The following is a 15,322-nucleotide window of genomic DNA, read 5'->3' on the forward strand; positions in this document are numbered from 1 at the left end:
CCACCTTCCTTTCAAACAGATAGGCAGATCATGACAAATATCGAGCAGATGCAGGAACAGCGACTTGAAGCGCTCCGACTGACGAAGTCGGGATCACCGAAGCTGCCGTCCAATCCGTTTTTCGGCGTCGGCCCGATCACCGATGCGACCACCGACGAGGTGGATAGCCGCCTGCGGCGCATCGCTTTCGATAGATGGATTGAGAAGACCTATCGCAAGTTCGACGACAAGGGCAACGATATCGGCGGCTTCACCACCGCCGAAATTTCCCGCAGCATGCACCGCGGCTACCCGGCGGATAAAATTCTGACTGACATGATGCGGGCGATCCACCGCTATTTCCACTTCCCGAAGACGAACCGAATGGCTGTGGGACTTGGCGGCGGTCACAGCGGCTATACCGTCTGCGTCCAGCACCTGATGAATGCCAACGACGCCTCCCAGCGCGTCTACGTCGATACGCCGCGCCCGGAAAGCGATCCGGCCCGCGCGGCAGGCTTCTTCCGTCAGTCCTGGGCCACGCAGCTGATCGAGATGCAGCGCTTCGCCGAAAAAGGCTGCGAGAGCCGCATTCATTTTGCCGCCTCCGAAGGTGTGATCCCGACGGCCGCCGAGCTTTCCGCTCTCGGCGTGTCGATCTTCGTCGGCGTCGGCCACGAGACGACCGGCGCCAATGCCTATACCAGCCGCGAGATCCACGAGCTGCTGAACTGGATCGATGGCGATCCGGCAAACCGCCATGCGGTGTTCGACGCGACGTCGATGCTGGGCGCCATGCCCTGGGAGCCCGAGCTGGTCGACGCCGTGATGGCGAAATGCTGCTTGTTCATGCCGTTCCAGAAGGCGATCGGCGGGGTATCGGGGTATTTCGTCGCCTCCTTCACGCCGCACGCTTTGGCGCTCGTTGAGAAAAACCAGCAGGATCCGTCCTGGGCGATCCCGCGCCAGCTCAAGATCGCGCCGCCGATCGATGCGCGGCAGCCGTTTTCCGCCAAGCGATCCGTGGATGCCGGGCCGTTTTACGATGCCGCGGAAGACCGCATGCTCGGCGGCGTCATCAATACCTACAGCGCGCTTGCCTTTGCCGAAACCACCTTCGGCCTCCTGCAGTCCGAGGCGCGGGTCGGCTCGGTGGTCGAGCTCAACAAACGGTCTGCGGCCAATCGGGCGGTGATCGACGGCTGGGTCGAGTCGCACCCGCTGTTTTCGCTCACCGTCACCGATGCCGAGCGGCGCGGCGCGGCTGTGACGCTGCTAAAGGTGGAGGACGCCGGCATCACCGATCCTGCGATCCATGCCCGCATTATCGCGCGTTCGAAGCAACTGCTCGGCTATGAGGGCTTTACCCATCCGAACGGCGCGTTCGAGCCCGGCCTCGACGCGGCGCGTTACGTCAACGCATTCCCGGGAACGCCCGGCGACTACCGCGCCTGGGTCGGCGGGATCCGCGAGCCGGCCGATATCGTCGCGCTGCTGGAGAACCTGCAATATGCCTATCTGCGCGCCAAGATCGTCGTGATCGAGGAGGAACTGGCGAAGCAAGGCGTCACGTTCGCGGCGCCTGCGAAGGCCGGCGCGATGGTCCGCAAGGATGATCCAGAACACGCCTATACGGTGCTGATCGCCGATCTGGTCGGCCTGCGCCTCGGCGCCGATGGGGAGCCCGACGACAGCGAGATCAGGACCTATGTCGAGGAAAAGGGCGGCGTCTTCCATGCCGGCCCGATCGGCGACAGGGCGGCGCTGGAAAAGGGCCGCATCCATTTCTTCTACCAGCCGAATCTCAGCACCGAGGCCGAAATCCTGCCGCAGACAGACAAGGGCCAGTATGACGCGCTGATCGCGGCGGCGACCTTCATCCCGAAGGCTTCAGTCTTCCCGTTCGGCGGCGTGCGCATCGGCGCGGGTACCGGCAATATGAGCTCGGCCTCCTGGGGCGGCGGCAACGGCGAGGGCGGCGATGCGCCTTTGATGAACACGCCCGGCATCAACAGCCGGGCGACCGCCCAGATGGCGATGAAGGCGATCCTCAAGGTTGTTCCCGACCTGCCCGTCGACAGGCTGCACCGGATGGTCGCCAACGGCGACTTTGATACCGGGCGCCAGCTCAAGGATTTCCCGACCGCCAAGCTGGAGGGCCGGAAAATCGCCATTCTCGGCTACGGCAATATCGGCCGCGAAGTCGCCAAGCTCGCCAAGGCTTTCGGCATGAAGGTGGTGATCTACGCGCGCCAGCATCACCAAGGCTGGATCGAGTCGGAAGGCTTCGATTACGCCGCAAGTCCGGTTGAAGCGGCGACCGGCGCCGACGTGCTCTCCGTCCATATCGGTCTCGGCCGGCTGGATGCTGCGACCGGCGTTTACTCCAACGCAGGGGTGGTCGACACGCAGGTTCTCGGCGCGATGAACGATGGTGCGGTGCTGGTTAATTACGACCGGGGCGAGGTCGTCGATGCGGCGGCGCTCGACCGGGCGCTGTCATCAGGAAAGATTGCCCATGCGGCAATCGACGCCGATCTCTTCAAGGATGCAGTAACCGGCAAGCTCAGCGGGCCGATGGTTCCCTATCTGCCGCTCGAAGAGCGCCATAAGGGCAAGCTGGAACTGCTGCCGCACGCCGCCGCCGATACCGACCATCCTTCTCGGGTGACCGGCGCCAAGCAGGCGGTCGACCAGATCTTCGATGTCATCCGCTTCAAGTCGGTCACCAATCTGAAGGGTGATCTGCCGGAAGGGTATGTCTCGGCAGGCGGCCGCACACCGGCCGGAATCGGCAGGGTGACGAAGCGGGTGGTCAGCGAGATCAGCGGCAATTCCGAACTGCTGGACGAATTGCGGCGGACCTCGGAAAAGGTCGCGGCGATCGTCGGCGCGCTCTCCGTTGTCTCCGATCCGAGCCACCGCGACCGGATCATCGATCGCTATACTGGTCTGCTGGCCGAAAATGCCGGCCGGCAGCGGGCGCTTCTCGAACAGCTTGGCCTCTACGGACCGGCGGCGGAGTAGGCCGCAGTCGAAGGTCTTCCCATATGGAGGCAACGCGGCATCGACGGCACATTCAACAGCGTTGAGCCTTGACGGACCCAGATGCGATGCCTCAGCGAGACCGTTACTGCATGTACCAGCCATGGCTGACAACCAGTGACTGGCCGGTGAGAGCATTGGTCTCGAAACCGGCAAACAGCAGCGCCACTTCGGCGACATCGTCAACCGTGGTAAACTGTGCATCCACAGTGCCGCCGAGCATTACCTTCTTGATGACCTCGTCTTCGGAAATTCCGAGTTCCTTTGCCTGTTCCGGAATTTGCTTGTCGACGAGCGGCGTCCGGACGAAGCCGGGGCAGATGACGTTGGCACGCACGCCATCCGGTCCGCCTTCCTTGGCGACCACGCGAGCAAGGCCGAGCAAGCCGTGCTTGGCGGTGACGTAGGCCGATTTCAGCGGCGAAGCCTCATGCGAATGCACCGAGCCCATATAGATGATCGCGCCGCCTTTCTGCGCCTTCATATGTGGAACGCAAGCCTTGGTGGTGAGGAACGCGCCATCGAGATGGATGGCGAGCATCTTCTTCCAGTCGGAAAAGGCGTAGTCCTCGATCTTGTTGACGATCTGGATGCCGGCATTGGAGACGAGCACGTCCACCCGGCCCCACTTGGTTACGACCGCGGCGACGCCGGCATTCACGGCTTCCTCGCTGGTGACGTCCATCGCAAGACCGATCGCCTCGCCCGGGCCCGCAGCCGTCAGGTCCTTGGCCGCCGCTTCCGCCGCCTCGAGCTTCAGGTCGGCGATGACGACCTTGGCACCTTCCGAAACGTATTTTTTGGCGATCGCCAGCCCGATACCGCTGGCCGAGCCGGTGACGATGCAGACCTTGTCCCTGAGCTTCATGGTTCGACTCCTTATTTTGCAAGATAATCATGGACCACTTCGCCGAGGCCCAGCGTCAGGTCCGAGAGAATATGGACGGCGGATTTGACCTCAAGCACCGGCAGGTCGGCGACCGGCGCCAGCGCGTGCGGAAACAGCGCCAGGGCGCCCGGTCCTTCCCACGCGCCCTTCACCGTCAGATCCTCCAGATAGTAGCGCACCAGTTCGCAGATGCGCGGTGTGCAATCGACATGTGGAATAATCTTCAGCATGAAATTCGGCTGCTTCAGGCTTTCGAGGATTTTCGCCTCGTCGAGTGACCGATGCTTGAAGCCCATTGTTGCGGTGGCGACGCGCTGACCGCCATAGTCGAGCGTGCCGACCAGCGCATCCTTGACGGATGTCAGCGATGGCTCGGCCAGTTTCTTCGGAAAGCCCCAGATTTCGCGTCCGCCGGCGATCGGCGCGTCGTCGTTGAGATACATGGAATGCACGTAACCGCCATGTACCCCTTGATAGGTCACCGGGATGACCTGGCCGGATTCGGTATAGTCGCCAAAGCCGGTCGAGTCCGGCATGCGGATGAATTCATATTTCACCAGCGGCTCATCGAACTGCAGCGGTTCGGGCACGACCCGGCGCAGGGCCTCCGGATCGGTGCGATAGGTGATGATCATATATTCGCGATTGACGAACCGGTAAGGCCCTGGCGGGTAGGATGGACTGGTCAGCGGCATGGCAAAGGCATTGCGAACGACATCTTCAATTTTCATGGTTTTTTCCCACGCAGGCGTTGCTCGGCAAGGTCGAAAATCCGTATCCCATTGGTCGGACGCGTTCGGTCGAGCCAATCTGGATGGTTCAGCGTCTCGACCACATCGTCATGGCCGGCCTTCCAGTGTTCCTCCACGGAGAGCCGCGAAAACTCATAGTCCTTAGATCCGGTTTCATAGGCGGCATGCCGATAGATCAGGTGCACCATGGTCACGGCGCAATCATTGCCGATCTTTTCAAGGAGCCTCGCATCGGGATCGTCCTTCAGCTCAGGCGGCAGCTTTTCAGTCAGCCTCTTGGCCGCCATGCGCACCGACTGAAGCTTGCGGAACTGGTCGGTGTTGAGCCGCGTGCGGCTGGAAAAGCGGATTTCCTTCTCGCGGGCATCGACGTCAAAGACATCCTTCGGCAGCACGCCCTTGGCGCTGAACAAATCGACCTGGAAGATGCAGAGATCTGTCTCCAACTCGCTACCACCGAGAATGCGCTGCAGCGGAGTGTTGGAAACGATACCTCCATCCCAATAATAGCGCCCGTCGATCTCGACGGGCGCAAAACCCGGCGGCAACGCCCCGGAGGCGGCCACGTGTTTGGGCGAAAAAGCACAATCGCGGTTGTCGAAATAATTGAAGTTGCCGCTGACAACATCGACAGCGCCGAGGCTGAGACGGATGGCACCGGAATTGATCAGGTCGAAATCGACGAGACCGGCGAGGGTCTCCTGCAACGGCGCGGTGTCGTAAAGGCTGATCGCGGCCATCGGATCGCCCGGGATGTTCCATGGCGCAAAGACGCGCGGCGTGAAAAAGCCGGGAACGCCGGTCAAAGACCCCAGAAAAGCGGAGGATTCGTTGAACCATTTGCGCATCGCATTGCCATTGCCGAGAAAATGGCCGGGCAATCCGGACGAGACCCGATGCCAGAAGGTCCTTAGGTTATCGACACGCTGATCGACGGGGCTTCCGGCAATGATGGCTGAGTTGATCGAACCGATAGATATCCCGGCCAGCCAGTCGGGGCGGATGCCAGCCTCATGCAAAGCTTCGTAAGCGCCGGCCTGGTAGGCACCCAGAGCACCCCCGCCCTGAAACACCAGCACGGTTTTCTCTGTCGGAATAGTACTCACGGGACGCTTTTCCTCAAATGCTGCAGCTGCTAACAAATAACACAGAGAAGGGCATCGAGCTGCACAGGGCAGATTAAGTTTCAGTAATGCGGGAAGGCTTCTGAGTAATCGTATACCAAGTCATTTCAGAGGCTTGCCAGTCAAAGCGGCGCATTCTTCGCAACCATCGAGGCCTTAGTTAGTCCTGCCGAGGGCATCTTGCAATGCAACAAAATGTGACAACGCTGGCCATGCGGCTATGTAGACTGCGAATTCACCCACGCCAGGCCAATCCTTCATTTCAGCTTGCTACGCCGTTCGACCAGCGTCATCAGCTGGTTCAATCAACGAAGTCTCGCTTCGAGACAGGAGCACTCTTATGTTCCATAATATCCGTTACGCCGCAAATTTGTTGTAGGGGGTGGGTTCAAGGATGAAGTGCGACTTGCAGCCGGATTACGCGGGCGTTCGAAATTCTCCGCGGCGAACGAACTGGAGCAAATCCAACGCTTCGCGTTCGGGGCCTGCGGGCTTGCCGCTTGCCAGCCAAAGTACGAAGCTTGCCCCGAAATAGCCGATCCCGCCGATTGGTATCATGATCGCCAGTTGCAGGGACTCTGACCTGTCGGTGATCATGAGGCCGACGCCCCAGACACAGCCAGCCATAACCAGCGCGGCGACGATCGAACGCCAGCAGGCGAGAAGCTGAGCCCTCACTGACACGCCGGTGAGACGCCTCGCCAGGAAGACATACATCAGGATGCCGATCGCGGCGCTGATGCATCGCGCGAACAGAAGACCAACCAGCCCACCCCAGACCAGGCCGGCGAAAATCAGGGGAAAGCGGACGAAGATGAAAGCGAGGTCAAGCTGAAACAGCGACCGCGTGCAGCCGAGGCCCATTGCCAAGGGAGTCACCGGCATTTTAAAGGCGATGATGGCGAAGACCGCGCCTAACACCTGAGCCACCAGCGCGGCCGAGGACCACGCCGGACCAAGGACCATGCTGACGAAGGGCTCGGCAACCAGCGCGAACCCAATGCCAACCGGCAGCGCCGCCGCAACAAGCAGGCCTTGGGATCGAAGGAATGCATGCCGCAGGCGTTCAGGATCGTCCTGAAGCCGTGCAAAGACTGGGAAGAGCAAGCTTGCGATCGGCGCCGTCGTTTCACGCACTGGCAGTGAGGCAAGCTTGTCGCCTACGGTGTACTGGCCGAGAGGGGCGGCGCCCAGCATGGCGCCAAGCGCAAGCTGGTCGGCGCGCCAGTTGAGCTCATTGAGGCCGGAGCTGAGCGCCACCCACCCGGAGAACGAGAACAGATTTCTCCAGTGAGCAAACGAAATGCGCGGCAAATAAGGAAGCAGGACGTACGACATGATCACACCGACCACCTGCGAGGCGAGCGTGCCGATCACGAGCGCCCAGTAGCTGCGAAAAATCAGGGCGATGACGACGGCGACGACCACGCCAACCACCCTGTTGATCAGCTCGATGAATATCTCTTGGTGAAAGGAAAGGCGCCGCCGGAAGTCCACAAGCCGAGGGTTCACGAGGCCGCTGATCAGCGCGCCGCCTCCAAGCGCGAAGAATATGCCGATCAGACGGTCGTCCTGATAGGCCCATGCGACGGGATAACCTGCGCTAACCAGCAGGACGGCGATCGCCGCCGCGCGCAGCATGTTCAGTGTCCAGGCCGTATTGTAATGTTCTCGCTGCGGGCTCTTGTGCTGGATGAGGGCCGAACTGAGCGAAAGTTCGGTTATGGCCGCGATGATCGAAAGGACGATAGTCGCGAGGGTCACTAGGCCGAAATCGGCAGGTGATAGCAGTCGAGCCAGTGCCAGCATGCTAACCACGCCCAGAAGATTTGAGACGACGCGTCCGCCGGCGGTCCACATTGCCCCGACACTCAGCTGTTTGCGTACACCTTCCAACGTTGTTTCCTCGCTTACGCTTACAGTGCTAATGCGGTGCAGTTCTCGTGAGAAATATTCATCGGGCCGTGGTGTCCAGCTATGTCTTGCTGGTGGTATAAGACGATCGAAAGGTCAGGTACATCTCAACCCTGACGGCTGAGGCAGAAGAAACAGCGAAGCCAAAATCCCAGGGCCAGGCAAGTACTCACTGGATCGGTCGCAACCTCACTGAAGAGCTGAAAAATGTTGATCTGATTCATCGCAAGAGCATGTCAGTCGCTTTCTTCAACAGCCGCTAGACCGGGGTGCTCCGGGCGACGGTACGCGCAATCTCAAGGGCTTCCTCATATGTGTCGGCCCAGTGGACGGTGCTGTAGTTCCGACCTGTGTACTCGTACACAGCGCGGTTCTTGCCGAAGCGGTCGGGCAGCAGCACGCTGTGCTGCGAACGCAGGGCGCAGAGAATGTGTGGGTGCATGCGGTCAGTAACCAGCACCTTACCGGTATCCAGCCTGCGGTTGCCGCTCGCGAGCACGTAGCGCGCAAAGCGATCGTAGCTGCCGGCAATCTGCTTATTGACGATCGAACGTAGCGTTGGCGCCAGTTGGCGGACGCGGGAGAAGAAGCGCCCTGGAAACAGGATCCGCATGCCCGCGGGATCATGGTGCGTCCAGTCGAACACTTCGACGTCACTTGGCGCAAGGGATCCGACGCCCTCGATATCGTCGCGGGCGAGCCAGATGACATCGTGATCAGGCGTGACGTGCCTTGGCTGCGGCGGGAGGAGCAGCGCGGAATCGTGGACCGTCTCCACATGGACGTTGCCGGGGAATACGTTGCGCGCTGACTCAGCGCTGACCGGGTCCCTGGCTAAAAGTACAGCATTGCGATGATTTCCGAAGATCGTGCGCGCCTCGCGGCGGTCCTCGTCGTCGACGAACAGCATGGTCGACGGCAGCGACACGAGGCGATTATTGGGGCACGCCTCGGCGACGATGCGCTTGACCTCTGCGTGGCGCGGCCATAGGCGCGAGACCGTGACCCCGCCCGAGAAGAGTATCGTGCCGTCCCCGACAGCGCGAATCATTTGCTGAAGATCGAAGTTGTGCCCATGCGCCGTATAGGCGATGGGCGCATTACGTTGCTTCAAATAGTCCATGGCGGCCACCCACATCATGTGGTTGCCGACATTGAAGTCGAACGGGAACTGCAGAAGCGCTACAGGCTGGCATTCGGGGATGTAGCGGTCGAGACACTCGCGAATCGCTCGCGCCTGCTGCGCCTTTTGCGCCGCGTCTTTAGGCGAAAGTGCTGTACCGGTCATGTGCGCCTACCCTCGATCACGCACTGCCGCGATTGGCGAATGCTGGAACCTGTCTTTGCTAGCGCCGTACCAGGTGACAAACCGGCGCACGCCCTCTTGGACACTGTCATCCGCACCGCGCTGGAGGAGCGCTTACGGGCGCCCGAGCGAAGTGACGCCAATGATTGCTGGTCTCGCGAAATGGATCTTTGGCGCCACGGTAGGCATCGGTTCTCGAAGTCCTTGCTGTGTCTAGTGCAGGAAGTGCCGTCCCAAAAAATGTCTTCTCGGACGGAGAAGGTTCAGTGCGTTCGGGTCACAAGCATGTGTCCAGCCGAGAGGTCAAAGTCCAGTCCCTCCCGTCCTGCGCGAGAGAAGTAATCGTCTGCCGCCTTTCGGCACCCAGACCAATCCGAATAGGCGTGAAGTGCGACAGCGCCGCCGACGATGAGATGAGGCATAACCCGCTCTAGACAGGCGCCGACAGGCTCGTACCAATCAACATCGATATGAGCCAAAGCGACCGGCTCGGCGACTGTAAGCGTGTCTTGCACCTTACCCTTTATCAATTGGACGTTGTTGGACTCGACGGGATAACCAAACCTAGCGAAGTTGTTCGTCACCGTCGCCATCAGGTCATCATCATAGAGATAGTATTGCTCGCCTCCAAGGCCTACGGCTTCGCCGGCATTGATTTCAGCGTACCGAGCTTTCATGTCGTCGCCATCGTGCTCCGAAGGCGGAGGGAGCATCTCGAACAGGTCGTACACGCGCATAGCGCGCTGAGGCGACTTGGCGGAACACATGAGAATTGCTGAACCGCCGCGCGCGCAACCTGCCTCAATGATCAACGCTCCGCTCGGGGCGGTACGACGCACGACCTCAAGCAATTGATGAAGTTGAGGATCAGTCGTGTAAGAAAGGTATTCGGTGCGAACCCTTGACCAAGCGTGTCGAACGTCCCCTGGGTAGGCGGTCCGACGGGCGCGTTCCAAAAGCGCGTTGAGGCGCCAACGCGCCCCACGCGCAACTCTATCTACTGCGTTCATAACGCCCCATCTCCCCGCAACAGCGTCCGCCTCGGCGAAGCCTTACTGAACTCCCTAAGACTCCCCTTGGCGGAGGAGGCCCGCTAGCATCGTGCCTTGCCCTTCTCATCGACGTACGCGTCGTTGGCACAGCTGATCTGTCTTCATGATACCATTATCTCTGGTCCTCACTCACATACCTTCAAAGCGTTGACGGATAACTTAGCGGTTCATCAGGACAAAGTAAGCCAAGAGGAGGGGGTCTGCGGTCTTACATCCATTTCGGAAAAAAGATTGACCGTCATCTGCTGCGCGCGGCTATCTACGCATGGCATATTCCTTAGCGGAACAGTGACGACTAGAGACACCAAACCCTTTATCCAGTTCTTTATTCTTCTCCGCCAACTTCTCGTGAGCTGAGGCGGTTGGAAAGCCCAACTGTTGTCTAAGCCCCATACCCATTGAATTGATCCAGTCGAAAACACTCGCGCTCCACTCACTGCTCTGTAATAGACAGCATGAGAGATATTTGGACGTGTGCCCCCTGGCAGTGGCGGTAGAATTTCGTTGGCACGTGTAGAGGATTTCGAAAGAATGACGAGTCCGTCGGGAGATTCTTCGTTGTCTAGAACCGCATCCCATTCGTACCCGACCAGTCCCTTCAGCCTATCGCCGTTTCTTAAACCTGTGTGCGCGTAGATAGGGTCAGTAGCGTTAGAAACGATGAAATCAAAACCCTCATAGATGCTACCATGATCGGATACATAGCCCACCCCTATCAGTGCATTCTCCGGTCTATTGACCTCCTTAGAGCGAAACACTGAAGTTGACGCAGGAGGATCTAGCTGAGCCACCGGATCGAGAGACAGGCCGGCGCCAATACCCGATGAATCCTTGTATATGGTAACAACGCGGTTCGACTGGCCCCGGCTTGAGCAGTCGAACCGAACCTGCCAATAAGCAGTATTAGCAGAGTAAAAGGCGAGATTAATACCATTATCGCGTGCCAACTCAACTCTATCACGCTGCTCCATCGACCAATACTCATCATGACCTACCGAAAGAAATATTCTGTGCGAAAGAATTTGTAAAGGGTTACTGTGAACATCCACATTGGCGTAATAGGATATGTCGTAACCCTGCGACTCCAACCAGCGGACCATGTTGTACTCCCAAGTGAGCATATTATTACAATTGAAGCCATCAGTATTGCTGAATCCAAGATGGGTGGAATCATAGGGGCGATCAAAGCTTACCTGGTATGCTCTTGTGTTACTGGTGCTATTAGCATCATATACACTGAAGCCGCCGAAAATGTTATACGCTTGAGCAGTCGTTACTGCATCCTGAAAGCCTATGTCGCTAGGGTGATTGTCTTTGCGCAGAACAAACGGGACAAGCGACTGTTTGCCGCTTCTGCAATCAGTTAACTTGATAACATAAAGTCCGCTTGTCCAAGCTGCAGATGTTTTCAGTTCATATGATACGTCCCACAGACATTCGATCAAACGCGTGTCAGGATTGGTCATGGTGGGGCTTGATTGAGTTAATCCGTCCAGACCGAGCGCGCTGGCTATAAGTCGACCGCCTGCACCGCCGTAGTAACCAAGGCGATAGACCTCAAGATTATATTGTCCAGCGGAAGACAAAGAAACCTTTAGGTTCAAGGAGTCTCCTGCATTTATACTTGTTGCATCCGCATAAGCCTCGATCTCGTGGTTCGTCGCCAAATTTGTAATCTTCCAATCAGTTGTGCCGGCATTTAGATTTTCGATTACAATTGAGTTTTGCGCGTCCACTCTGATGCCCTGACTGGTGAAGTTTTTAAGGCCTTCGGTCGTGGATAGGACTGCAAGAGCTCGGATTTGGCTGCCAAGAAGACCCGACGGTATTCTGATGCGAGCACTCGTCTCTCCGGCAATATTCGTCCATGCCCCGTCAACTTTTTGCTGCCAACCGTAAGCCGCCTCCTTCTCAGGACTTTGGCCGCATTCATTGAAAACATTTGCGGTCAGCGTATTTCCAACAGTGGCGCTCCCTCTAAGGAGAACATAATAGGTGTGTTCCTCGTTCGACGATGTGGGTATCTTTTGCGCGCCACTCTCGACACTGCCTTGCATGGGTCCCCCTGACCGTTATCCCACATTGGTGCGTAGTGATTTTTTATTCGCTGGGCGTGGCCGCGTTTCGGGAGCCTATAATTTCAGAGCCTTCCGATGACAGTACGAAACCAGCGTTCTGCAACGACCTATCGAGAAGTTTTATAGACCCTTAGTAGGTTTCCCTCAACGGCCAATTGGCCCGACTTAGACCGCTTTTCGGCTACGTAGCGGGGGCTATCACTGCCCGTTTGATTGCATCGGCGCGGCCATTCATCCTCCAATTGGGGGTCTGCTGATTCGCTCTTCCTGTGAACTGCCCCCATTTCGACCAGACAGTCGGCATAAGCAGAAAGGCTCAAGCACAGGCTTGAGGACAGGCTTATGTCCAACGAACCTGTCGTCGGCAATTCCGAGGTCAAGAAGCTCGAAGAGCGGGTGCGTGAGCTGGAACGCATGCTCGGCCGCAAGACGCTGGAGGCCGAGATCCTCCGCGAGGCCATTTCCAAAGCCCAGACAACAAAACAGATATCGCAGCCAATCTTGTTGCCGAAGGAGGTTCCCGATGAAGCCACTTCATGCGACGAGCTGCGGCCGGAGACCACATCGGCATAGTAGTTCGCTGAAATCATAGGTGCTGGTCGGAAAGAGACCTGTGGTGGCGGAACCGCCATACGCATAGACACCATTGCCGCGAGCCGCCGCACTCGATTGCCTTCCCTTTCCGCCGACGGTCAACCATCGGGGAACCAAGGAATCCACCAGGAGTGGGCGCGAAGTCCACCGACGAGCGTTGCGATACATGGCAGGCACCTCTCTCGCGAGATTGTCAGGGTCAAATGTATGAGGATCATGCGATACGCAACTGTGAAGTATAGTCGAAAATGGGAGAGTATATCCTACGAATTTCGCTCTGCAGGGCGGCATCCTTTGGGCAAACGGGCGTGTTGCATGGCCCAGGTGATGGCTGAGATGCGCGAGGTCGGCAAGATGCGCCGCATCCTTTACAAGGCTCGAAGCCGAAAGCGGTGGCTCTTTTCGACATCGCCGCATGGTGGTGCCAATGCTGGCCCCCCAAGCAGGAAGCCTCGCGCTGGACCGTTCGTGCAATGGCATAAGCCGCCGGGATCTCATGACCTATTGATTTTCCCGGGCGATGCCTCGGTGTCGCGCCGAAGATATGTGTTTCTGCTGGATTTAGGCTGAAGTACCCGCCCCACCTCATCAATAGTGATGAGGCAAAATAAACGATCTCCACCTTCCTCAAGGCGTCGCCAGACTGCACACTAGGGACGCGGCTTCGGACTTGTCGTCCGGCGTGCGAACAGAATCAAGGCAGTTGGACCAACATCCCTTTAAGGATGTTTTGCAGGCGAGATATATATATGAGTTCATCGCACCGCGCCCCCCACGTGTTCTTTCGCGCGACGTTTGTCATCGGTGCACTCGCCTTTCTTGCCGGAGCTGTGTCGCCAGCTCTCGCCGATAGCGCCCCCTTGACTCCGCAAACGAAAATCCGTCTGACGATTGTCCAATGGATGCAGTCCAAAGGCCAATATGAACGATGGGATGCGCTTGGCGGCGAATACACCGTCTCGGATGAAGGCGCTGTCTTTCTGCCCTTTCTTGGATCCCTTTCCGTCGGCAATCGCGATAACACCAGCCTCACCAACGAGATTGCCAAGCGCCTGCAGGAAAAAATCGGATTGGTTCAGGCACCTGCGGTCACCATCGAAATTCTCGAATATCCGCCAATCTACGTCGTCGGAGACGTAACCAAGCCCGGGGAATACAAATTCCGCCCTGGACTGACCGTCCTGCAATCACTGGCACTGAGCGGCGGCCCGTTGCGCGCCCCAAGTCTGCAGCAATCGCAGACGATCAAACTCGCAGGCGAATTGCGAGACGTCGACCACTCGCTGCTGCGCAGCACTGCCAAATTAGCACGGCTCCAAGCAGAGATGACCGGGGCGAAGGAGATAACGTTCGATCAGACGCTCGGCGTCGATCAGCAATACGCTGCGGGAATATACAACGAGGAACGGGTCATTTTTCAGGCTCGTGCAAATGCGCTGGACAGGCAGTCGAAGGCGCTCACGGAATTGCGTGATCTTTTGAACAGTGAAGTCGGCATGCTGGGCGAGAAGGTGCAAGGCTCGGAAGACAATATCAAATCGATCGAAGACCAGCTGACCAGCGTCAAAACGCTGGTCACGAAAGGCCTCACCGTTTCGTCGCGTCAATTGGATCTGGAACGGTTGCTCACCACCTACCGCTCCAATCGGCTCGACCTTGTCACCGCCATCATGCGGGGCCGTCAGGCGATCAGTGAGACAACGCGAAATCTCGAGGGGCTTTATGACACGCGGCGAAGCGAAGTCGCTTCCGAATTGCAGTCGGAACAGGCAAGTCTCGATCAGTTCAAATTGAAGCGCGAGATAACGCAAAAACTGCTTCTCGATGAGCTCGCGGCAGGGGGAAGCTCGAATACCAGCGGCGAGGAGCTCCCGCTGACCTTTACGGTGAGCCGGCGAAACGAAGCGCAAATCAAGCAGTTCCAGGCCTCCGAAACAACGGCGCTGATACCGGGTGATGTGGTGAGGATCGTCCGAACCCGCATTGCGGATGGCGTGGCTCGGGCCGCCCCTGCCGACCTGCCGCGTGAAACTGAGACACACGCCAGTCAGGCAAGCCAGTGACCCGCGAAAAGCACGTATTGCAGACGGAACCCCCAGTGGGCGATCGAGCAGCGCCAAGGCGCTCAGACCGAAGCGTGCACAAACCATTTTCTTCTGGACAGAGGTGGCGGCCACGCTCGTGCATGTAGTGCTGGCATGGCACTTCGTATCGAAGTTAGGGACGCCAGGAGCCGGCATGCCGTTTTTCGGCCTCTACGTCTGGCATAGCATCCTCATTTCCGTGATCGTGCGGTGGCTTACCGGCTTCCGCGGATCCGCAGCCAACCGCAGGCACGTGCTGCTTTTCCTACCTGCATCGGTGTTGGTATTCTCGGCGTTTTGGGTCTTGCCGCTATGGCCGGCGATCGGGATCGGCGCCTTGGCCGTAGCTCTGACCGGGATCTACTCGCTGCGCATGCTGATCCAGCTTCTTCCGCCCGAGGTGATGCCCCAGTGATCAGAGGATGGATCGCGAAATTCGCCTAACAAGAAATGCGCATCAAGGCGATGCGCATCAGGCCCTTCGGCACAACGAAGATTGCATCAC

At 58.4% G+C, this 15,322-nt stretch carries 9 protein-coding genes and 2 pseudogenes; 4 read left to right on the plus strand and 7 right to left on the minus strand.

The genetic code is table 11. The features are described from left to right. Positions 1-30: 30 nt before the first annotated feature. The gene (locus GR198_RS25985; RefSeq protein ID WP_029875399.1) at positions 31-3,006 is read left to right on the plus strand and encodes an NAD(P)-dependent oxidoreductase; all 2,976 of its coding nucleotides are present in this window, start codon (positions 31-33) and stop codon (positions 3,004-3,006) included. Between the two features lie 103 nt (positions 3,007-3,109). On the opposite strand, the gene GR198_RS25990 is transcribed toward GR198_RS25985, so the two are convergent. From GR198_RS25990 to GR198_RS26020, 7 genes are all read right to left on the minus strand, one after another. Next, positions 3,110-3,892, minus strand: coding sequence for a 3-hydroxybutyrate dehydrogenase (locus GR198_RS25990; RefSeq protein ID WP_029875400.1), 783 nt, complete (start codon positions 3,890-3,892; stop codon positions 3,110-3,112). A gap of 11 nt (positions 3,893-3,903) precedes the next feature. After that, on the minus strand, positions 3,904-4,644 hold the full coding sequence (locus GR198_RS25995; protein ID WP_011649696.1) for an acetoacetate decarboxylase: 741 nt from the start codon (positions 4,642-4,644) through the stop codon (positions 3,904-3,906). Further along, positions 4,641-5,771 carry a DUF3734 domain-containing protein gene (locus GR198_RS26000; protein ID WP_029875401.1) on the minus strand — a complete coding sequence of 377 codons (1,131 nt, stop codon included), beginning with the start codon at positions 5,769-5,771 and terminating at the stop codon, positions 4,641-4,643. The genes GR198_RS25995 and GR198_RS26000 overlap by 4 nt, the downstream gene beginning before the upstream one ends. Before the next feature lie 435 nt (positions 5,772-6,206). Next, positions 6,207-7,685 carry a lipopolysaccharide biosynthesis protein gene (locus tag GR198_RS26005; protein WP_029875827.1) on the minus strand — a complete coding sequence of 493 codons (1,479 nt, stop codon included), beginning with the start codon at positions 7,683-7,685 and terminating at the stop codon, positions 6,207-6,209. Positions 7,686-7,962: 277 nt separating this feature from the next. Then, on the minus strand, positions 7,963-8,991 hold the full coding sequence (locus GR198_RS26010) for a polysaccharide pyruvyl transferase family protein (protein WP_029875828.1): 1,029 nt from the start codon (positions 8,989-8,991) through the stop codon (positions 7,963-7,965). A 281-nt stretch (positions 8,992-9,272) separates the two neighbouring features. Beyond that, complete coding sequence (locus tag GR198_RS26015) at positions 9,273-10,019, minus strand: TylF/MycF/NovP-related O-methyltransferase (protein ID WP_080658258.1); 747 nt, start codon at positions 10,017-10,019, stop codon at positions 9,273-9,275. 212 nt (positions 10,020-10,231) lie between these two features. Beyond that, entirely contained in the window at positions 10,232-12,118 is a 1,887-nt protein-coding gene (locus GR198_RS26020; RefSeq protein ID WP_155248981.1) for a N,N-dimethylformamidase beta subunit family domain-containing protein, read from the minus strand. A 366-nt stretch (positions 12,119-12,484) separates the two neighbouring features. On the opposite strand from GR198_RS26020, the pseudogene GR198_RS26025 reads away from it, so the two are divergent. From GR198_RS26025 to GR198_RS26035, 3 genes and pseudogenes are all read left to right on the plus strand, one after another. Beyond that, positions 12,485-12,622, plus strand: a pseudogene (locus GR198_RS26025) (IS3-like element IS426 family transposase); the annotation flags it as partial. Between the two features lie 860 nt (positions 12,623-13,482). Then, positions 13,483-14,796, plus strand: a complete 1,314-nt coding sequence (locus GR198_RS26030; RefSeq protein WP_029875042.1) for a polysaccharide biosynthesis/export family protein — start codon at positions 13,483-13,485, stop codon at positions 14,794-14,796. Positions 14,797-14,866: 70 nt separating this feature from the next. Beyond that, a pseudogene (locus GR198_RS26035) lies at positions 14,867-15,261 on the plus strand (O-antigen translocase); the annotation flags it as partial. Between the last annotated feature and the right edge of the window lie 61 nt (positions 15,262-15,322).

It is taken from the genome of Rhizobium leguminosarum, assembly GCF_010668065.1.
GTDB classification, from domain to species: domain Bacteria; phylum Pseudomonadota; class Alphaproteobacteria; order Rhizobiales; family Rhizobiaceae; genus Rhizobium; species Rhizobium leguminosarum_S.

Bases quoted from the DNA above. Each gene is read 5' to 3' on its own strand.
- GR198_RS25985 (WP_029875399.1), top strand. From the start codon at position 31: ATGACAAATATCGAGCAGATGCAGGAACAGCGACTTGAAGCGCTCCGA.
- GR198_RS25990 (WP_029875400.1), bottom strand. From the start codon at position 3,892: ATGAAGCTCAGGGACAAGGTCTGCATCGTCACCGGCTCGGCCAGCGGT.
- GR198_RS25995 (WP_011649696.1), bottom strand. From the start codon at position 4,644: ATGAAAATTGAAGATGTCGTTCGCAATGCCTTTGCCATGCCGCTGACC.
- GR198_RS26010 (WP_029875828.1), bottom strand. From the start codon at position 8,991: ATGACCGGTACAGCACTTTCGCCTAAAGACGCGGCGCAAAAGGCGCAG.
- GR198_RS26015 (WP_080658258.1), bottom strand. From the start codon at position 10,019: ATGAACGCAGTAGATAGAGTTGCGCGTGGGGCGCGTTGGCGCCTCAAC.
- GR198_RS26020 (WP_155248981.1), bottom strand. From the start codon at position 12,118: ATGCAAGGCAGTGTCGAGAGTGGCGCGCAAAAGATACCCACATCGTCG.
- GR198_RS26030 (WP_029875042.1), top strand. From the start codon at position 13,483: ATGAGTTCATCGCACCGCGCCCCCCACGTGTTCTTTCGCGCGACGTTT.